The 19,434-nt window shown below is 72.5% G+C and carries 18 protein-coding genes; 8 read left to right on the forward strand and 10 right to left on the reverse strand.

Going from position 1 to position 19,434, the window contains the following annotated elements; translation table 11 throughout:
* Positions 1-68: 68 nt before the first annotated feature.
* Complete coding sequence (locus tag VTA80_RS10875) at positions 69-1,646, reverse strand: leucine-rich repeat domain-containing protein (RefSeq protein ID WP_407345517.1); 1,578 nt, start codon at positions 1,644-1,646, stop codon at positions 69-71.
* A gap of 137 nt (positions 1,647-1,783) precedes the next feature.
* On the opposite strand from VTA80_RS10875, the gene VTA80_RS10880 reads away from it, so the two are divergent.
* Positions 1,784-3,922: an alpha-galactosidase gene (locus tag VTA80_RS10880; protein ID WP_407345518.1), complete on the forward strand. Its 2,139-nt coding sequence runs from the start codon at positions 1,784-1,786 to the stop codon at positions 3,920-3,922.
* 10 nt (positions 3,923-3,932) lie between these two features.
* Here VTA80_RS10880 and VTA80_RS10885 read toward each other — a convergent pair whose 3' ends face one another.
* Positions 3,933-4,775: an alpha/beta fold hydrolase gene (locus tag VTA80_RS10885; RefSeq protein ID WP_407345519.1), complete on the reverse strand. Its 843-nt coding sequence runs from the start codon at positions 4,773-4,775 to the stop codon at positions 3,933-3,935.
* Positions 4,776-4,911: 136 nt separating this feature from the next.
* On the opposite strand from VTA80_RS10885, the gene VTA80_RS10890 reads away from it, so the two are divergent.
* Positions 4,912-6,138, forward strand: coding sequence for an NAD(P)/FAD-dependent oxidoreductase (locus VTA80_RS10890; protein WP_407345520.1), 1,227 nt, complete (start codon positions 4,912-4,914; stop codon positions 6,136-6,138).
* 89 nt (positions 6,139-6,227) lie between these two features.
* On the opposite strand, the gene arcC is transcribed toward VTA80_RS10890, so the two are convergent.
* From arcC to VTA80_RS10920, 6 genes are all read right to left on the reverse strand, one after another.
* Positions 6,228-7,166, reverse strand: a complete 939-nt coding sequence (gene arcC, locus VTA80_RS10895; protein ID WP_407345521.1) for a carbamate kinase — start codon at positions 7,164-7,166, stop codon at positions 6,228-6,230.
* Positions 7,167-7,195: 29 nt separating this feature from the next.
* Complete coding sequence (ptcA, locus tag VTA80_RS10900) at positions 7,196-8,206, reverse strand: putrescine carbamoyltransferase (RefSeq protein WP_407345522.1); 1,011 nt, start codon at positions 8,204-8,206, stop codon at positions 7,196-7,198.
* A gap of 98 nt (positions 8,207-8,304) precedes the next feature.
* A complete protein-coding gene (aguA, locus tag VTA80_RS10905; RefSeq protein ID WP_407345523.1) occupies positions 8,305-9,402 on the reverse strand; it encodes an agmatine deiminase in 1,098 nt (365 codons plus the stop codon).
* 20 nt (positions 9,403-9,422) lie between these two features.
* A complete protein-coding gene (locus tag VTA80_RS10910; RefSeq protein WP_407345524.1) occupies positions 9,423-10,910 on the reverse strand; it encodes an APC family permease in 1,488 nt (495 codons plus the stop codon).
* A gap of 298 nt (positions 10,911-11,208) precedes the next feature.
* Positions 11,209-11,847, reverse strand: coding sequence for a TetR/AcrR family transcriptional regulator (locus VTA80_RS10915; RefSeq protein ID WP_407345525.1), 639 nt, complete (start codon positions 11,845-11,847; stop codon positions 11,209-11,211).
* Between the two features lie 91 nt (positions 11,848-11,938).
* Positions 11,939-12,898 carry a DUF389 domain-containing protein gene (locus tag VTA80_RS10920; protein WP_407345526.1) on the reverse strand — a complete coding sequence of 320 codons (960 nt, stop codon included), beginning with the start codon at positions 12,896-12,898 and terminating at the stop codon, positions 11,939-11,941.
* Positions 12,899-13,246: 348 nt separating this feature from the next.
* On the opposite strand from VTA80_RS10920, the gene VTA80_RS10925 reads away from it, so the two are divergent.
* The gene (locus tag VTA80_RS10925) at positions 13,247-13,705 is read left to right on the forward strand and encodes a MarR family winged helix-turn-helix transcriptional regulator (protein WP_407345527.1); all 459 of its coding nucleotides are present in this window, start codon (positions 13,247-13,249) and stop codon (positions 13,703-13,705) included.
* Complete coding sequence (locus VTA80_RS10930; protein WP_407345528.1) at positions 13,702-14,127, forward strand: organic hydroperoxide resistance protein; 426 nt, start codon at positions 13,702-13,704, stop codon at positions 14,125-14,127. The genes VTA80_RS10925 and VTA80_RS10930 overlap by 4 nt, the downstream gene beginning before the upstream one ends.
* Here VTA80_RS10930 and VTA80_RS10935 read toward each other — a convergent pair.
* Positions 14,124-14,777, reverse strand: coding sequence for a hypothetical protein (locus tag VTA80_RS10935; protein WP_407345529.1), 654 nt, complete (start codon positions 14,775-14,777; stop codon positions 14,124-14,126). The genes VTA80_RS10930 and VTA80_RS10935 overlap by 4 nt on opposite strands.
* A 264-nt stretch (positions 14,778-15,041) precedes the next feature.
* Between VTA80_RS10935 and VTA80_RS10940 the strand changes: the two genes are divergently transcribed.
* Complete coding sequence (locus VTA80_RS10940; protein ID WP_407345530.1) at positions 15,042-15,434, forward strand: MmcQ/YjbR family DNA-binding protein; 393 nt, start codon at positions 15,042-15,044, stop codon at positions 15,432-15,434.
* Positions 15,435-15,843: 409 nt separating this feature from the next.
* Here VTA80_RS10940 and VTA80_RS10945 read toward each other — a convergent pair whose 3' ends face one another.
* Positions 15,844-16,863 (reverse strand): LacI family DNA-binding transcriptional regulator, encoded by a 1,020-nt coding sequence (locus tag VTA80_RS10945; protein WP_407345531.1) that lies wholly within the window; start codon positions 16,861-16,863, stop codon positions 15,844-15,846.
* A gap of 106 nt (positions 16,864-16,969) precedes the next feature.
* Between VTA80_RS10945 and VTA80_RS10950 the strand changes: the two genes are divergently transcribed.
* The 3 genes from VTA80_RS10950 (at position 16,970) to VTA80_RS10960 (ending at position 19,411) form a co-directional block, all read left to right on the forward strand.
* Complete coding sequence (locus VTA80_RS10950) at positions 16,970-17,233, forward strand: hypothetical protein (RefSeq protein WP_407345532.1); 264 nt, start codon at positions 16,970-16,972, stop codon at positions 17,231-17,233.
* 89 nt (positions 17,234-17,322) lie between these two features.
* On the forward strand, positions 17,323-18,684 hold the full coding sequence (locus VTA80_RS10955) for a sensor histidine kinase (protein ID WP_407345533.1): 1,362 nt from the start codon (positions 17,323-17,325) through the stop codon (positions 18,682-18,684).
* Between the two features lie 64 nt (positions 18,685-18,748).
* Positions 18,749-19,411, forward strand: coding sequence for a response regulator (locus tag VTA80_RS10960; RefSeq protein WP_407345534.1), 663 nt, complete (start codon positions 18,749-18,751; stop codon positions 19,409-19,411).
* Positions 19,412-19,434 lie beyond the last annotated feature (23 nt).

Below are 19,434 nucleotides of genomic sequence, written 5' to 3' on the forward strand. Positions count from 1 at the left end.
CTCCTGGTCTCGATCCAGCCGCCTCGCCCCCCATGGACCAAGCCGCTGCCGACGCTACCCCCCGCGACCTACGCCCGGCCGCCGACGTAGATGCCGTGCGCCTCGAGCACGTCGACGCCGGTCCTCGTCGCGGAGTCCGTGTCCTCGACGTCCACCCCCATGAGTGCAGGCAGCTGCGCGAGCGGCGACACGTCGGTGAAGACGTTGCCACCCACCCACAGCTCGGTGAGCGACCCGAAGCCGACGAACGTGCCCGCGTCGGCGATCCGGTTCCGGGCGATGTCGAGCATGGTGAGGTAGGGCAGCGCCCCCAGCACGGACGGGTCGACGATCGTGTTCCCGCTGAGCGTGAGGCGGTCGAGCTGGGTGAGGGCGGCCAGGGCCTCGACGTCGGCGACCTGGTTCTCGCTCACGTCGAGCTCGACCAGCCCGGTCAGGCCGGCCAGGGGGCCGAGGTCGCCGATCTGGTTCCGGGCCAGCCCCAGATAGCGCAGCGTCGGCACCTGCGCGAGCGGGCCGACGTCGCTGACGGCGTTGTCCGTGAGCCCCAGGTCGGTCAGCACGGGGAGCCCCGCCAGCGGGGTGAGGTCGGTGACGAGGTTGTGGGTGAGCTTGAGGCTCCCGAGCTTCGGCATGCCGGTCAGCGGGGTCAGGTCGCTGACCTCGTTGCTCGACAGGTCGAGGGTCGCCAGGTGGGTGAGCTTGGCGACACCGTTGAGGCTGCGGATGCGGGCCATGCCGGGCGCCAGGTCGCCGTTGCACGACAGGCTCAGCACCCGCTCGAAGCTGATGCTCGACACCGTCGCCTCGGGCCCCGGCTCGTCCATCGCCTCGGCCACGCACGCGGCGAGGGCCGGGTCCGTGATGACGTCGCTGAGGACAGTTCCCGGCGCCCACGTGGACCAGGCGGCGAACGCGACCCCGGCCGCCGCCCCGAGCGCGAGGCCCGCGCCGGCCACGACCCGCACGCGCCGGTGCCCCCCGCGCTCGCGGACCCGCGCGACCCGCACGAGGGACGGCCAGCCCGGCGACCGGCGCGGCGCGACGAGCCGGACCAGGGCGACCGCGAGCAGCACGGCCACGACCGCAAGGACGATCGAGACGGCCAGGGCCTGCGCATCCCGCCAGCCGGCGGCGGCCAGGCCGAGCACGTTGGACAGCGCGAGCGTGCTGCCCGCGAAGTACCCGGTCGTGCCGAACGCCAGCAGGACCGCCACGATCACGACGCCCCGCCGTCGGGCCAGCAGCCCTGCGCCGGCAAGCGCGAGCGCCGCCCCGGTGGCGACCAGCCCGAGCGGTGCGAGGCTCTGCGCCGCGGTGGCGAGCAGGCGCCACGTGAGCATGGCCACCGGGAGCGGGAGAAAGCCCCACCGGGACCCGGCGGCCAGGCCCCCGAGGGCGAGCATCAGCCCGGCGACGACGAGCACGAGGCCGACCGGGCGGCGACGCTCCGGGGCGGCCGAGAGCAGGAGCGCTCCCGGCGTCGCGCCGAGGGCCACGAGCAGCACGCCCAGCGGGATCGGGACGCCCTGGAGGAGCATCGGCGCGGCGAGCACGAGCGCGAGCAGCGCGGTGAGCCCGGCGACGACGCCGGTGACGACCCTGGCGAGCGCGGCGAGCGCGGCGACACGGCCTGCGGGACGCACGGTTCGGTTCCCTTCGTCGGCACCGACGAGTGGTCGCCGACGCGCGGTCAACCTACCCCCGGCGGTGCGCGTCACCTGTCCGGCCCCGGGCTGGGATCCTTACCTGTCCCACCCCTGCGCCCTGGAGGCTTCCCGTCGTGCTCCGTGCCACCCCCGTCGTCGTCACCCTCCGAGCGGCGGGCGTGGCGCTCGTCCTGGACGTCGCGGGCCCGCTGCTGCCGCGCGTCCTGCACTGGGGCACCGATCTCGGGCCCGACGTCGATTCCCTCGACCTGGCGACGGACCCGGCCGTGACGCACAGCGCGCTCGACGAGGCCGGTCCGCTGACGCTGCTGCCCGCGGAGGGCGACGGCTGGGCGGGGACACCGGGGCTGGAGGTCGCCCGCGCCGGCCGGGGCGGTCCGCTGCGGCTGCGGCTGGTCGAGCCGGTGACCGTGGACGGCAACGGGCTCAGCGTGCTCGCCGATGATGCGGCGGCGGGCGTGCAGGTGCGCCTGCGGTTGGACCTCGACGTGTTCGGGGTGCTCACCCAGCAGGTCAGCGTCGTCAACACCGGCGCCGACGAGCTGGACCTCCTCGCGTTGCACCAGCTGTTCCCGCTGCCCGAGCGCGCCGTGGCGGGCCTGGACCTCACCGGTCGCTGGATCCGGGAGCGTTCGCCGCAGCGCTTCGACGTCCAGCACGGCACGCACCTGCGCGCGAGCCGGCGTGGCCGCACCGGGCACGACGCGACGCTGCTGCTGACTGCGGGCACGGCCGGCTTCGGGTTTCGCCGCGGCGAGGTGTGGGCCACCCACGTGGCGTGGAGCGGCAACCACGTCCACCTCGTCGAGCGGCTGCCCGAGGGAGCCGGTCGGCACGGCAGCGTGCTGGGCGGCGGCGAGCTGCTCGGGCCGGCCGAGGTGCGGCTGGCGCCGGGCGAGGCCCACACCGCCCCGCTCGTGTTCTTCGTCTACTCGGCGGACGGGCTGGACGGCCTGTCGGGCCGCCTGCACCGGTACCAGCGGGCCCGCCCGGCGTACCCGAGCGCGCCGCGCCCGGTGGTGCTGAACACCTGGGAGGCCGTCTACTTCGACCACGACCTCGACCGCCTGAGCGCCCTGGCCCGGACCGCGGCGTCGATCGGCGTCGAGCGCTTCGTGCTCGACGACGGGTGGTTCGGTGGCCGGCGCGACGACACCCGCGGCCTGGGGGACTGGACCGTGAGCGACGAGCAGTGGCCCGACGGGCTCGCGCCGCTGTTCGACACCGTGCGCGGGCTCGGCATGCAGGTCGGCCTGTGGGTGGAGCCGGAGATGGTGAACCCCGACTCCGACCTGGTGCGGGCGCACCCCGACTGGGTCCTGGGTCCGCTCGACGTCCGGCCCTGGCGGCGCCAGCTCTCGCTCGACCTGACGAACCCCGACGCATGGGCGCACCTGCTCGCGCGCCTGGACGCCCTGGTGACCGAGAACGGCATCGACTTCCTCAAGTGGGACCACAACCGCGACCTGCACGAGGCGGTCAGCGACGGGCGCCCCGCGATCCACCGGCAGACGGCGGCCGTGTACGCGCTGCTGGACGAGCTGCTGGCCCGGCACCCCGGCCTGGAGATCGAGAGCTGCGCGAGCGGTGGCGCCCGGGTGGACCTCGGCATCCTCGCCCGCACCCACCGGGTGTGGACCTCGGACTGCAACGACGCGCTCGAACGCACCGACATCCAGCTCTGGACGACGCTGCTGCTGCCCCCGGAGCTCATGGGCACGCACGTCGGCCCGCCGGTCGCGCACACCACGCACCGGCACGTCGACCTGGCGATGCGGTGCGCCACAGCGCTGTTCGGGCACGCCGGTCTCGAGTGGGACATCACGACGTGCGACCGAACGGAGCTCGACCAGCTGCGCGCCTGGATCGCGCTGCACAAGTCGCTGCGGCCGCTGCTGCACAGCGGCGACGTGGTGCGGGCCGACGTCGACGAACCGGGGGAGCGGCTGCACGGGGTGGTGGCCGCCGACGGCGCCGCGGCGGTGTTCGCCTTCGTGCAGCTCACGACCGGGAGCTCGACCCGCCCCGGGATCCGCCCGCTGCCCGGGCTCGACCCGGCCCGGCGCTACCGGGTGGTGCTACCCGCGGGGATCCCCGCGCCGCGGATGCTGCAGGCCGCCGAGCCGGGCTGGATGGCCCTCGCGCGCGCCGCTGGCTTCGTGACGACGGGCGCGGTGCTCACGCGCGCCGGGCTGACGATGCCCGTGCTGCTCCCCGGCCAGGCCCTCGTGCTGGTGCTCACGGCGGTGTGAGCCAGTCGGACTATCGAGTGAGCCAGTCCAGGGCAGCCGGGCAGGCGTCGAGCACGGAGAGGTGGCCGTCGGCGGGCCGCAACCAGAGCTCGGCGCCCGGGCAGTGGTGCAGCAGCCAGTCGGCGTGGGCGGCCGGGACGATCCGGTCCTGACCGCCCTGCACGAGCAGGACCGGGGCGACCAGCGCGGTCAGCTCGAACCCCCACGGGGTGACGAACGCGACGTCGTCGTCGATCAACCCGTCGGGGCCGACGGCGTTCGCCCGCGCGACGTCGGCGTCCAGCGAGGCCCAGGCGCCCCGCAGGGCGGACCAGTCGGCCGGGATGAAGATGGCCTCGTCGAACTCGGCGGTCGCCTCGTGGCGCTCGCGGGCCGCGCGGCCGTCGAGGGCCGCGCGCAGGCCGCCGTCGTCGGCCATGCCTGCCCACCAGTCGAAGTCCGCGGTGAGCGGCGCGAGCCCGGCCAGGCAGACGACCCCGGTGACGCGCCCGGGGAGCAGCGCCCCGCACGCGAGCGCGTGCGGCCCGCCGCCGGACGCGCCCATCACCGCGAACCGGTCGACCCCCAGGGCGTCGACGATGCACTCGACGTCGGTGGCCGCCGAGGCGACGTCGCGGCCCGGCCTCGGACTCGACCCGCCGTAGCTCGGCCGGGCGTAGGACACCAGCCGGATGCCCCGCGCCGCGGCGGCCGACAGGAGCGGGGCGAGCGGGGCGCCGGTCTGCGGGGAGCCGTGGTGCCAGAGCACGGTGAGGCCACCGGGCGCCGCGCCGTCGCCGTCAGTGCCGTCGCCGGTGTCGTAGCACCGCACGGTGCGGCCGTCGGCCAGGACCAGGTCGCGCTGCGTCAGCATGGGTGAACGGTAGGGGAGAGCGGGGGCTAGCGCTCGCGGCGGAACCACGGCACCCGGCGTGGTTGGGTGCGGCGTCCCGCGTGGGTTACGTTCGGTTGATGCCGATCCGAAGCGCTCCTTTCGTTCGGAACGACTGATGCGCACGGCGAGCGTGATCGGCGGTGGCCCCGCCGGGCTGATCGCCGCCGAGGTGCTGGCCCGCGCCGGCGTGGCGGTCACGGTGCACGAGCACATGCCCGCCGTGGGCCGCAAGTTCCTCCTGGCAGGTCACGGCGGGCTGAACATCACCCATTCCGAGGACCGCGACCGCATGCTCGCTCGGTTCGGCGAGTCCGCCGACCGGCTCGCGCCGATGCTCGCGGTGTTCGGCCCGCAGGACCTGCGCGACTGGTGCGCGGGGCTGGGCGAGCCGACGTTCGTCGGGTCGAGCGGTCGGGTGTTCCCGCGCGCGTTCCGGGCGACCCCGTTGCTCCGCGCGTGGTTGGCACGCCTCGCCGAGCTCGGCGTGCAGATCGAGACGCGGCGCCGGTGGACTGGCTGGGCGGATCCGGACGGCGGGCTGCTCTTCACGGGTGCCGACGGCGCGGTGACCGAGGTCACCAGCGATGTAGTGGTCTTCGCGCTCGGCGGCGCGTCGTGGCCGCGGCTCGGGTCCGACGCCAGTTGGGTGGACCCGTTCCGCGACGCCGGGGTGGCGGTGACGCCCTTGCGGCCCGCGAACGTCGGGGTGCGGGTCGGGTGGACCGACCTGTTCGCGGACCGGTTCGCCGGGACGCCGCTGAAGAACGTGGGCCTGACGGTCCGCGGCCATCGGGTCCCGGTGCGCGGCGACGTCATGGTCACCCGGACCGGGCTGGAGGGTGGGCCCGTGTACGCGATCGGCGCCGCGATCCGCGACGCCCTCGACGGCGACCAGCCGTGCGTCCTCGAGGTCGACCTGCGCCCCGACCTCACCGTCGACACGCTTGCCGACCGGTTGCGGCACCGCCGGCCGAAGGACTCCGGCTCGAACTGGCTGCGCCGCGCGATCGGGCTCGACCCCGTCGCGATCGCGCTGGTGCGCGAGGCGTTCGGCGGCGCCCTGCCGAGCGACGCGGCCGAGACGGCCGAGCTGGTCAAGGCCGTGCCGGTGGTGGTGACCGCGACGATGCCGATCGCGCGGGCGATCTCGACAGCGGGTGGCATCGCGTGGTCCCAGGTCGACGAGTCGCTGATGCTGGGCGCGCTGCCCGGCACGTTCGTCGCCGGGGAGATGCTCGACTGGGAGGCGCCGACCGGCGGCTACCTGCTGCAGGCGTCGTTCAGCACCGGGGTGGTCGCGGCGCGCGGGGCGCTGGCCTGGCTCGGGCGCGAGGCGCGCTGACCCGGTTTGCCCGCTGACGCTGAGCCGCTCGCTGGTACCGAGACGCTCGGCGGGCCGTTGACCAGGGGATCAACGGCCCGCGTCGAGAGCTAGCCGTGGATGACGGTCCCGCTCTGACCGCTCATCGCGAGCGGGGCCTTCTCCAACGAGCAGATCACAGCCGTGCGTCCGGGGCCACTCGCGACGAACTCCATCGCGGCCTGGATCTTGGGCAGCATCGACCCGGCACCGAACTGGTCGTCGTCGATGTAGCCCTGCGCGGTGGCGAGGTCGAGCCGTTCCAGGTCCCGCTGCTGCGGGGTGCCGAAGTCGATCGCCACCCGGTCGACTGCGGTGAGGATGAACAGCACGTCCGCCCCGACCACCTCGGCGAGCTTCGCCGACGCGAAGTCCTTGTCGATGACCGCGGCCACCCCGTGGAGCTCGCCGGCGTCGTCCCGGACCACGGGGATCCCACCCCCGCCGCACGCGACCACGATGAACTCGTGGTCGAGCAGGTTGAGGATCGAGGCCCGCTCGACGATGTCGACCGGGCGGGGCGACGCAACGACCGTCCGCCACCCGCGCCCGGAGTCCTCGACCATGACGACGCCCGGCCGGCTCGCCATGAGCTCACGCGCGGTCGGCTCGTCGTAGAAGCTGCCGATCGGCTTGGTCGGGTGCGCGAACGCCGGGTCGTCGGCCGCCACCTCCACCTGGGTCACGACGGAGGCGACGTGCCAGGGCATGCCGACCCGTCGCAGCTCCTTGGCGATGCCCTGCTGCAGGTGGTAGCCGATGTACCCCTGGCTCATGGCCGTGCACTCGGGCAGGTCCAGGGCCGCGACCCGATCCGTGTGCTGGGACGCGATCTCGAACGCGAGGCTGATCGCGCCGACCTGCGGGCCGTTGCCGTGGGACACGATGATCTCGTGCCCCAGGGCGATCAGCCCGACGAGCGACGGGGTGGCCGCGTCGATGCAGGCGCGCTGCTCCGCCGCGGTGGTGCCCAGGGCGTTGCCGCCGAGGGCGATGACGATGCGTGACATCCGCTTCCTTCCTTACCGGGTTCCGGCCCTCACAGGATTCCGGCGAGCAGGTTCCCGAGCTCCGCCTTGACCGCGTCGACCTTGATCGGGTTGGCGACCTCGGGGCGCAGGAAGTACACGAGCAGCGCGCGCTGCGCGGTGAGCCGGTTGCCGGCCTCGTCGAGCGCGACCGAGAAGTCCGCGTCGAGGACCTCGTCAGTGACCTCCTCGCCGCGCGTGGCGGGCAGGCAGTGCATGAACTTCGCGCCCGGGTTGGCCAGGGCCATGAGGGCGGTGTTCACCTGGTACTTCGGCATGAACGCGGCCAGGCGCGCCTCTTCGCCGAGCTCGGCCTCGTAGTCCCCGTACCAGACGTCGGTGTAGACGAAGTCGGCGCCCTCCAGGGCCTTGTGCGCGTCGTCGGTGACGAACATGCTGCCGCCCGACACGACGCAGTTCGCGCGCCCGATGTCCTGCATCTGCTCGCGGAGCTGGAAGGCTTCCGGGCCGAACTGGACGAACTCCATGCCCATCTTGGTGGTGATCATCATCAGCGAGGCGCACACCTGGGTGGCGTCCCCGACGAAGACGACCTTGCAGTCCTCGAGCTTCTTGCCGACCGGCAGGTGCTCGACCATCGTGATGAGGTCGCCGATCTCCTGCGTCGGGTGGTTGTAGTCCGACATGCCGTTGAGCACCGGGATCGTGGCGAACTCGGCCAGGTCGACGACTGTGGCGTGCCGCGCGACCCGCGCCATGACGACGTCGACCAGGCGCGACAGCACCCGCGCGGTGTCCTCGATGGACTCGTGCCCGCCGAGCTGGATCTGCCCGGGGGCCAGGTACTGCGCGTGCCCGCCGAGCTGGGACATGGCGGTCTCGAACGAGACCCGCGTGCGGGTCGAGGACTGCTCGAAGATCATCCCGAGCGTGCGGCCGTGCAGCAGCGGCGGGAAGTACCCGACCTCGACGCACTTCTTGAGCGTGAGCCCGAGGTGGACGATGTCGAGGATCTCCGGCTTGGTGAGGTCCTGGGTGTCGATGAAGTTGCGTGCGGTCATGATCGTCTCCTTCGAGAGGTCGATGCGGTCGGCCCCCGGGCATGGCGGGGCCGGGCCGGGTCGCCGATGCGGCGACCCGACCGGATGTGTGGGGTGGGTTAGCGGCCGGAGGGCTGCTGCTGCGTGATGCAGTGCACGTTGCCGCCGCCGAGCAGGATCTCCCGGCCCGGGACGGTGACGATCCGGCGCGGCGCGAACAGGTCCGCGTAGGCCGCGATCGCCGCGTCGTCGTGCGGGTCGTCGAAGAGCGGGAGCACGACGACGTCGTTGCCGATGTAGGAGTTCACGTACGACCCGGCGAGGCGGTCGCCTGCCTCGCGCGGCAGCGTGCCAGCGATGGAGTCGACGCCGCGGGACTCGTCGTCGGTGATGAAGATCGGTCCGGGCTGGTGGAGCTTGACGACCTCGAGCGTGCGCCCGCGGGCGTCCACCGTGTTCTCGAGGACCTTCAGGGCGGCCGCGGAGCGCTCGTACTGCGGGTCGGTCACGTCGTCGGTCCAGGTCAGCATGACCTTGCCGGGCTCGGTGAACCGGCAGAAGTTGTCGACGTGGCCGTTCGTCTCGTCGAGGTAGACGCCGAACGGCAGCCAGATGATCACCGTGACGCCGAGGTGGTCGCGCAGCAGCTGCTCGAGGTCCTGCTTCGTCAGGTCCGGGTTGCGCCCCGCGGACAGCAGGCACTCCTCCGTCACCAGCAGGGTCCCCTCGCCGTCGACGTCGATCGAGCCGCCCTCGAGCACGAACGGCGCCTTGTACCGGTCCAGGCCCTCGATCTCGAGGACCTTGCGGGCCACGGCGTCGTCGGCCGCCCACGGGAAGTACAGCCCGTCGACGAGGCCGCCCCAGGCGTTGAAGTCCCAGTCGACCCCGCGCACGTCGCCGGCGTCGTTCACGACGAACGTCGGGCCGCAGTCGCGGATCCAGGAGTCGTCGTTGGACATCTCGACGACCCGGACGTCGTCGCCGAGCTCGCTGCGGGCGTTGTCGAACTGCCGGGCTGAGACGGCGACCGTCACGGGCTCGGTCTGCGCGATCGCCGTCGCGACGGCGGCGAAAACGGCCTGCGCCGGCTTGCCGCCCAGGCGCCAGTTGTCCGGGCGCTCGGGCCAGATGAGCCAGCAGCCGGTGTGGTGCGCCCATTCCGCCGGCATCCGGTAGCCGTCGGCCGCGGGGGTGGAATCGAGGGTGTGGGACATGAGACAACCTTTCGGATCGGTCAGAGGTGGGCGTCGGCGAACTGGCTGGTGGTCTCGGGGTCCTCGCCGCGCTCGAGGGCCCGTAGGCGGGTCCACTCGGGCGACCGGGCGCAGAAGTACTCCTGGAAGCCGACCGTCACGACGAGGCCGATGACGATCGACCCGGTCACCGCGAGGGAGTAGTCGTACGGGTTCCAGACGAAAAACACCGCGGAGGCGGCCAGCAGGGCGGCCGGGATCCAGGTGATGAGCCACGTCATCGCGGCGCCGCCCGGGACGCGGTACGGCCGCGGTCGGTTGGCATCGATGCGCCGCAGCTTGCCGAACGCGAGCATCATCACGATGTACGGCAGCAGGAAGATGACCGAGGAGAACGCGAACAGGTTCCAGAACAGGTCGTCGATCGCGCCGCCGGTCAGCGAGAACAGGCCGGCGTACCCGACGGTGAAGACGGTCCCGACGATCGAGCAGAGCATCGCCGCGCCCACCGGGGTGCCGCGCGTGGGGTGGACCTTGGCGAAGACCTTGGGCAGGTCGCCCTGCTGGGCGGCCTCGGCGGCGGCGATGTTCGCGCCGATGGTCCACGGCACGAGGCTCGCGAAGAAGCAGAACAGCGCGCCGATGCCGAGGATCGTCACGACGGTGCTGGCCACGCCCGAGTCGCCGAAGCCGCGGCGCAGGGCGTCGACCAGGCCGGTGGTCTGGGAGATCTCGTCGGCCGGGAAGATGAGCTGCATGCCGATGGTGCCCAAAAGGTAGAACCCGCCGATGAGGACACCGGCGATGGCGATCGTCTTGGGCACGTCGCGCTGCGGGTTGGCCATCTGGGTCGAGGCCGAGCTCATCAGCTCGAAGCCGAGGAAGTTGTAGATGACGATCGGCAGGGCGGCGATGAACGCCGGCAGCGCGTCGGTCGGGATGACGGTGCTCATGGACCAGGTGGTCGCCGAACCGTGCGCCGCGGTGTAGATCCCGCCGGCGATGGCGAGGGCGATGATGACGGCGATCGTGATGCCGGCCCCGAGGTTGGAGACCCAGGTGCCGGTCTTCAGGCTGCGGACGTTGACCCAGTAGTTGATCCAGATCAACGTGACCGTGATGGCCACCTGGATCCAGAAGTTCAGCTCGCCGCCGAAGAACATCGACGAGATCGCGCCCGAGAACATCAGGTAGACGCTGGGGACCCACAGGCCCACGTTCAGCCAGTACCACCAGGACACGCGGCTGCCCCAGCGGTTGCCGAACGCGCGCACGACCCAGGCGTAGATGCCGCCCGCGTCGGGGTAGGCCGAGCCGAGCTCGCTCGTGACGAGGCCGTAGGGGACGAAGAACGCGATGATGATCACGACGGTCCAGAAGATCGCCGTCGGCCCGACGGCGGCCGTCACGGTCAGCTGCGACAGGAGCAGCATCGCGGCCACCGAGAACAGCACCATGTCGAACATCCGGAAGGTCGGACGACCGCTCGTCCGGTCTGGCGTCGGAGGCCTGTCGGTCTGCACGGTCATTGCTGCTCCTTTGCTTGGCATACCGCTGGTTCGAGGTGGTCGAGCGCCGCGCAGAGGCCGGATCTCCCGGACTTGTACAAACGTACAACCTTCGATGTTGTACAAAAGTACATCTGTGGGAGGGGGTGCCTCAGGACCAACGTCCCGAGCCGGTCGACGGGCGCGAACCCGCCGGTTCGGGGCCGCAGATCAGGCCTGCTGGCGGGCAGCGCCACGCCTGGTGGACCGAGTTCAGCCGGGGGAAATTCACCCGGCGTCGGGCAGGGGGCTGGGGCCGCGGGTGCGGTTCGCGCTCGCGCTACTGCGGCAGGCAGAGCCGTTCGACGACGACGAGCAACCGCTCCGCGAGATCGGCGACGGTCAGCTCTCCGTTGGAGACGGCCTCGAGCATGAGGCCGTCGACCAGGCACGCGACGATCTGGACGACGATCGCGCGGGGCACCGCAGGGTCGCTCGGGGGCAGCACCCGATCGACGAGGACGCCGATCATGGTCGACCACTCGCGCGCCTCGTTGCGCACGGTGATGTTCCGGGTCGCCTCCATGAACATCTCGAACAGGGCGAGGTCGTACAGCGGGTCCGCGACGGTCTTGTCGAAGAACATCTCGGTGAGGACCTCGACGGAGCGCTCGACCGAGAGCACCCCGTCCAGCGCGTCGACGATCGCCGCGAGCCGGATCGCCTCGGCCGAGCGCGCGTGCGCCATGGTCTGCAGCAGCAGGTCGTCGCGGTCGGTGAAGTAGTACGTCGTCGACCCCAGGGGCACGTGCGCCACCTTCGCGACCGCGCGGTGGGTGACGGCGGACGCGCCGCCGGTGCCGAACACCTGCACGGACGCGTCAAGGATCTGCTCGCGCTTGCGCTCGCCGGTCGTCGTGCGGGTCCGCGGCGCCGTGCCGTGCGGCGTCCCGGTGTCGTGCGTGTCTGCCTCGCCCATGTGGTCCGCTCCCGCTTCCGTTCTCGACGGAGACGGCCGAGCCTCCCGCAGACCCAGGTTACCGCCGCACCGCGTGGTGGGTCCGGGCCGGTCACCTCCGCCGGACGCGGGCCCCCCATCGAGACCGGCCTGCCGAGACCCTTGACCAGACGGCCTGCTGGACGAGCAGCGTCGCCCAGCCGGCGAGAGCCATCCCCGTGAGGTTGAGTAGGAGCTGGAGCGAGCTGCCCCAGATCTCCTCCCGCAGCCCGAAGGCGAGCCCGAGCGCGACGTTGCCCGCAGCCGGGACGGTGGTCACGGAGATGAACACGCCGGACAGGCCGCCGATCCGTGCCGAGGTCAGGGACAGGACCCCGGCGGCGGCCGCGATGAGCGCGACGATGAACGACCACTTGTCGGGCGTGTAGATGAACGACGTCCCCGGCCGCGGCCCGGTCAGGTCGCTGATCGTCACCCAGCCGAGCGCGCGCGCCAGCAGCGAGGCGGCGCACGTGAAGCCGATGGCCAGCGCGAACCCGGTCAGCAGCGTCCGGGTCGCCAGCTGGAAGAGGCGTCGCCGACGGCGGACGAGCGCGATCCCGAGCGCGGCCACCGCCCCGAACTCGGGGCCGAGCACCATCGCCCCGATCACCAGGATCTGCGAGTCCAGGACGATCGCGATCGCGGCGATCAAGGTGGCCAGGCACATGAAGGAGAGGTAGGTCCAGGTCAGCTCCGAGTCGCCGTACGCCTGTTGGGTGACTTCCGCCCACACCACCGAGTCGGAGCTGCTGCCCGGCGCCAGCCGCTCGGCGTCGTAGCCCGCCTGCGAGACCCAGGTGTGCACCGGCACGACCTGCAGGGTCCCCTCGTGGTGGACGCCGAAGGCCCGGAGCTGCTCGATCACGCCGTCGGCGGCCTCCCGAGCCACGTCCGCCTGGATGAGGTCACCGGCGGGCCGGACCGAGGCGCCGCGAATCAGGGAAAGGCTGCTTACCGCGGGACTCTCGGTCAGCACCGCGACGACCGGGTCGCTGAGGGCGGCGGGGACGGAGATCCGAAGGTGGAGCACCCCCGCATTGTTTCCCGTCCGGACCGCCCGCGCCCCCCGCCGCCCCGACCAAGCAGTCAGGGTCCGGCGTGGATTCTGCGCAACGGGGACGGGAAGGGCGCGGGGGATCACCATCACCACCTACGACGACGTCGTCGCGAACTTCGTCCTCAACAACGTCGGGGACCCGGCCGCCGGCGCCGCGGAGCTGGCCCGGGTCGCGTGCCTGGGCGGGTGGGTCGCCGTCAGCGTCTGGCCGCGACCGACGGGCTGCTGCATCTCCCGACGTCGGCGGTCCTCGCGTGCGGGCAGCGGCCCTGACGAGCTAGATCGGTTGTGCACAACTTAGTTGTGGGCTACTGTTTGGTCATGCCCGACGACGACAACACGCTGGACCGACAGGTCTGCTTCGCGCTGTACTCCGCGTCGCGGGCGATCACCGCCGCGTACCGGCCGCTGCTCGCCGACCTCGGCGTGACGTACCCGCAGTACCTCGCCCTGATGGTGCTCTGGGAGCGCGACGGCCGCGGGGTCCGCGAGCTCGGTGCGGTCCTCGAGCTCGACACCGGCACGCTGTCCCCGCTGCTCAAGCGTCTCGAGGCGCTCGGTCTGATCGAGCGGCGCCGGCTGAGTACCGATGAGCGTCGCGTGCAGGTCCACCTGACCCCCGCCGGGGCTGCCCTGCGTGAACGGTCCTGCGACATCCCCGCCCGGCTCGCGCTCGCGACCGGACTGTCCGGTCCCGAGCTCGAGCAGCTGCGCGTCACCCTGACGCGAGTGCGTGACACCTTGCACGACCCCCACCACAGTGAAGAGACCCTCTCGTGAAGATCCTGTACACCGCCGAAGCCCTCGCCACCGGCGAAGGCCGCAACGGCCACACCCGCTCGACCGACGGCCGTGTCGACCTCGACCTGGCCGTCCCGAAGGAGATGGGCGGCAGCGGCGACGGCGCGAACCCGGAGCAGCTTTTCGCGGCCGGCTACGCCGCGTGCTTCCACTCCGCGCTCCAGCTCGTGGCACGCGCAGCCGGCGCGAACGTCGCCGACTCCGCCGTCGGGGCGAGGGTCGCGATCGGCCCGAACGCGACCGGTGGGTTCGAGCTGGCAGTCACGCTCGAGGTCTCGCTGCCGCACCTGCCCCGCGCCGAGGCGCTCGCCCTGACCGAGCAGGCGCACCAGGTCTGCCCGTACTCGAACGCGACCCGGGGAAACATCGAGGTCACGCTGACTGTCACCGACGAGGACTAGCCTCCGGCGGTGAGCAGGGCCTGACCGGTCCGCCAGAACGTCACCAGGTCGTCGATGGTGGCCAGCTCGGTGTGGTCCCGGACCGCGCCGAACGGCGCGTTCCAGAACTCCGAGTCGCCGTGCTCGGCAATGCTCACATACGCGTACGGCGTGGCGTGGAGCGCGTCCCCGGGCGAGGCGCCGTAGGACGTGTCGTCCAGCAGGATCGCCACGTCGAAGTGCTCGGGCCACAGGATCGGCGTGACCTCGCTCGCCATCACCCGCAGGGCCGCGTCCGCGAGGAGGAACCAGTCCTCGATCAGCCGGGCCGACGCCGGGTCGAGCGCGGCGTCGTCGGCCGGGCTCTCGTTGCTGCCATCGGGATACTCGCCCGCCGGGGCGCCGAACTCGACGCCGATCGAGTCGGCCAGGACCTCGAACGTCCCGGCGACCGCGACCCGTCGGCGCTCGCCGACCACCAGGTCGGTGCCCTCGAGTCGGAGGGCAGGCTCACCGGTCGTGGCGAAGCCGCCCGGGGTGATGCGCAGCGCGAGCCCGCCGCCGGCGCGCCGTTGGGGCCCGGCCAGCAGTCCCTCGGCGATGCCGTGCAACCGGCTGCGGGTCGTGACCAGCAGGTACGGGTCGGGGGCGGGAGACGATGCCGGGTTCATCTGTTCCTCCAGGTTCGGGCGATGACGGCGCGAGCCCGCCGTCGTCGAGCCTCTCTTAGCCCACCTCCCGATCGCAAGTGCCCCCGACTGGCGACGACCCGCAGTCGAGCGAGACGTAAGCCACCGGTGCGCAACGGCCGTCCCGCGGCGGTCCTGATCAGCCCCGAGGCAGGCCAAGGATGCGGTGGTCGAGGGCGACGTCGTCGACCGCTTCGAGCCGACCCGGGTCTTACCTTCGCCAGCGGCAGTGGCTAGCCTCCTGGGATGTCGGTTCTCGAGGATGTCCAACGGCTCGCGGCAGCGCTCCCGGGCGTCACTGAAGGCGAACGGTACGGCCACACGGCCTGGGCCGTCGCAGGCAAGGTCTTTGCGTGGGAGCGGCCGTTCACCAAGGCCGACATCAGGCGGTTCGCGGGGGACCCCGTGCCCCAGGGGCCGGTCCTCGCGCTCGTTACGGACGGGCTCGAGGACAAGGAAGCCCTTCTGCAGGCACACCCCCAACACCTGTTCACGATCCCGCACTTGGACAACTACCCCGCCGTCCTGCGGCACCTGGAGACCGCCGACGAGGCAGACCTGCGCGAGGCGCTCGAGGAGGCGTGGTTGGTCCACGCGCCCGCCGACGTCGCTGAGACCTACCTCGAACAGCGGGAGTAGAGATCTTGCGGCGGTGTCCGGTGCCCTGACTCCGCTGATGAGGAGGCGTGAGGCCGGGGCCGGTCACGGCTGTGGGGGTACGAGGCGCTGTGGGAGAACATTCGATTCCTCGGGCCGGGCTGGAGCCTCGCGTGGTTCGGCGCGAGGCTCGTCGTGGGCAACCGTTGGGTTGCGGCGAGGGCCGGAGGTCTGCCGAGAGAAGTCGCTGACCGGTCGGCGCTGCGGCGGCCCTGTTGAGTCCGCGCTGCGTCGGTGCGGCACGGCATCCGCGCTCTGGGGCCGACCGTCGTTGGCGGCCGTGAGAGCGCTCTCAGACCAGAGGCCCGCGGCGCAGCATAAAGCAAGGGGTGGGGTGGAAGCGTTCTCACGCGTTCGGAAGGCAGCTCGGGAGATCGGCCCCCCGGAGCGGTCAGCCCGAGCTGCGGACGATGAGCTCGGTCGCGAGCGTGACGACGTCGGGCACGTCCTCGCCTGTGATCCGGCGCAGCAGCAGGTCGATCATCGTGCGCGCCATCTCCGCGGCCGGCTGCCGGATGGTGGTCAGAGGCGGGTCGGTGTCGGCCGCGATGTCGATGTCGTCGAAGCCGATCACACCGACGTCGTCCGGGATGCGCCGCCCGGCGCGGTGCAGGGCCCGGATGGCTCCGATTGCCATGGTGTCGTTGGCGACGAACAGGCCGTCGAGCTCGGGTTCGCGCGCGAGCAGCTCGGCGGCGGCGCGCTCCCCGGACGCTCGGGTCCAGTCTCCGTACGCCAGGATGTCGGTCGGACGGCTGGCTGCGGCCAGGGCGTCGCGGAACCCGGAGAGCCGGTCGGTCGCGGCCGGCATGTCGGGTGGGCCGGCGATGGCGCCCACCCGCGTGCGCCCGGTGGAGAGCAGGCGATCCGCGGCGGCGCGCCCGCCCGCGACGTTGTCGACGTCCACCACTGTCGTGCCGGCCATGCGCCGGGGGAGTCGCCCGGCAACCACCAGCGGGATGCGCGCGCGGACCAGCTCCTGGGGTAGGGGGTCCCCGTCGTGGGTCGAGAGCAGCAGGACGCCGTCGGCCACCCCCGAGCGCAGGAAGTTGCCGAACCACGCGTCCTGGTCGTCGGCAGGAGCCATCAGGACGACCATGTGGGTCCCGGTGCCGAGCAGGGCGTGGCCGGCCGCAACGACGAGGCTGGCCAGGTACGGGTCCCCGACGCCGAAGTCGACGGGCTCGCGGAGCACGACCGCCACCGACCCGGTCCGGCGGGTCACGAGGCTCCGGGCGGCGCGGTTGGGCACGTACGCCAGGCGGGCGACGGCGGCTTCCACCTGCTCGCGAACCGCCGGGGACACGTTCGCCATGTGATTGACGACGCGCGAGACCGTCGCGCGAGACACGCCGGCCTCGGCGGCCACGGTCTCCAGGGTCGGAAGCCTGCTCGGTGCTCCTGCGCTCATGGATGGTGTCCTCTCCTCGACCGACTATAGAGCGCTCTCAGACAAAAGGGACTAGCCCGGCGCTGGCATCTGGGCGACCCGGCCACTGCGGTGGGAGGATCGCGGCATGAGCTCCTCCTCCGCTTCCAGGCGGCAGCCGCCGTTGAGCCGGCCGACGTCCGCGCTGGCGCTCGGTGGCCTCATCACCGCGCTCCTGGCGATCCCGTTCGTCAGCCTCGCCCTCTCGCTGATGGCGTTCAAGGAGACGAAGACGGGGGTCAAGGGCGGTCACGGGATCGCCGTCGCCGGGGCGATCATCGGGGGCCTGGTCACCGCCGTGTGGACGCTCTTCATCCTCCTCATCGTGGTCTCGTCGGTGAGCGGCCCGTAGTGCCGGCTCCGGTGCGGGGGCTGGCACTACCCTCGAGTGGCCCGGTCGTGGGATAGATCGGCGATGACGCCGACGAGACGATGGTGGGCATGAACGAGAACCTGACGATGCCCACCCCGCCGGTCGAGTCCGCCGGGGGCGGGGTGTACGTGACCCCGGCCGACCCGGCGCGAGCGTCCACCCGCTGGGCGTCCTCGGTTCTCGCCCGGCTCCTGCGGGACTCGGCCTACGTGCTGACCGCGCTGCCCTGGGCCGTCGTCACCTTCACCGCTCTGGTCACGGGGCTGTCCCTCGCCGTGTCCCTGCTCATCGTCGTGATCGGCATCCCGGTCGCTGTGACCACGCTCTGGGTCGCGGGGGACTTCGCCCACCGGGAACGGCGTCGGCTCGAGGTCCGGGGCACGCCCCTGACCCACGCACGCCCACCCGTCCCGATGGCCACCGAACCGGGGCTCCGCGGGATGATCGCTCAGCTCGCCGACCGCGACCGGTGGGCCGAGACCGTGCACGGCATCACCGTCCTCCCGCTGGCGGTCGCCACCTGGACCGTCGCCGTGACGTGGTGGACCGGGACGATCGTCGGCCTGACCTACTGGGCCTGGGCGCCGCTGCTGCCCGCCTCGGCCAACACGGGGAGCACCGTCGACCTCCTGAACCTGCCGATCTCGGAGTCGACCTTCAACCTGGTGGTCGGGCTCGTCTTTGCCGTGACGCTCGTCCCGGTCGTGCACGGCTGCGCCAACCTGCATGCGGCCTGGGCCCGGACCCTGCTGTCCGGGAACTCGCGCCGTGCGCTCGCCGAGCGCGTCGACGAACTCACCGTCCGTCGCGTCGCGGCGGCGTCGGCCGAGGCGCAGTCGCTGCGCCGGTTCGAGCGGGACCTGCACGACGGTCCCCAGCAGCGCCTGGTCCGGCTGGGCATGGACCTGTCCGTCGCCGAGCGTCGCCTGGACGACGACGACCCGGCGACGGCCCGCGAGCTGCTCGGCCAGGCGCGCACCCAGGTCTCCGAGGCCCTCGCCGAGCTGCGGGCGCTGTCACGCGGGATCGCCCCGCCGATCCTGGCCGACCGCGGGCTCGAGGCGGCGTTGGCGGCGATCGCGGCCCGCTCCGCAGCGCCGACCACGCTGGACGTCGACCTCGGCGAGGGTGTGCGGCCGACGGCGGCGATCGAGAACGCCGCGTACTTCGTGGTCTGCGAGGCCCTGACGAACACCGCCAAGCACGCGGCGGCGTCGTCGATCGCGATCCGCCTGCGGGCCACGACAGGCCCGGGCGGTGGCCGGGTGCTGCACGTGGAGGTCGAGGACGACGGCGTCGGCGGCGCGGACCTCGCCAAGGGCCACGGGCTGGCGGGCCTGGCCGACCGGGTCATCGGCCTGGACGGCTCGTTGTCGGTCGACAGCCCCGCGGGCGGACCGACACGGCTCGTCGCGGAGCTCCCGTGCTGAGCCGGACGCTGAGCCGGACGCTGCACCGGACGCTGCACCGGACGCTGCACCGGACGCTGCGCCGGTGAGCCGACCGCTGCGGATCGTGCTGGCCGAGGACTCCGTGCTGCTGCGTGAGGGCCTGGTCCGCCTCTTCGAGGAGGCGGGCCACACCGTGGTCGCCGCGGTCGACGACGCCCTCGCGCTCGTCCCTGCGGTCCTGACCCACCGGCCCGACGTCGCGGTGGTGGACGTGCGCATGCCGCCGACGTTCACCGACGACGGGCTCCGCGCCGCGGTCGAGGCCCGGCGCGTGCAGCCCGACCTGAGCGTCCTGGTGCTCTCGCAGTACGTCGAGGAGTCCTACGCGCGCGACCTGCTCGCCGACGGCCGGGGTGGGGTCGGGTACCTGCTCAAGGACCGGATCCAGGACCTGGACGCGCTCGAGGACGCCCTCGACCGGGTGGCGAACGGCGGCTCGGTCATCGACCCGGAGGTGGTCGCCCAGCTCTTCGCCCGGCGCCGCGCCGACGACCCGATCGCCGCGCTGACCCCGCGCGAGCGCGAGGTGCTCGCCCTGATGGCGGAGGGCCGGTCGAACGCCGGGATCGCGCACCAGCTGGTCGTGAGCGACGGCGCGGTCGAGAAGCACATCCGCAGCGTGCTGATGAAGCTCGACCTGCCGCCCGCCGAGGAGGACCACCGGCGCGTGCTGGCGGTCCTCGCCTGGTTGCGCGGCACCGGCTGAGCTGAGCGGACCGCCACGTTCGG

This window comes from Pengzhenrongella phosphoraccumulans, from assembly GCF_045689905.1.
Taxonomy (GTDB): Bacteria; Actinomycetota; Actinomycetes; order Actinomycetales; family Cellulomonadaceae; genus Pengzhenrongella; species Pengzhenrongella phosphoraccumulans.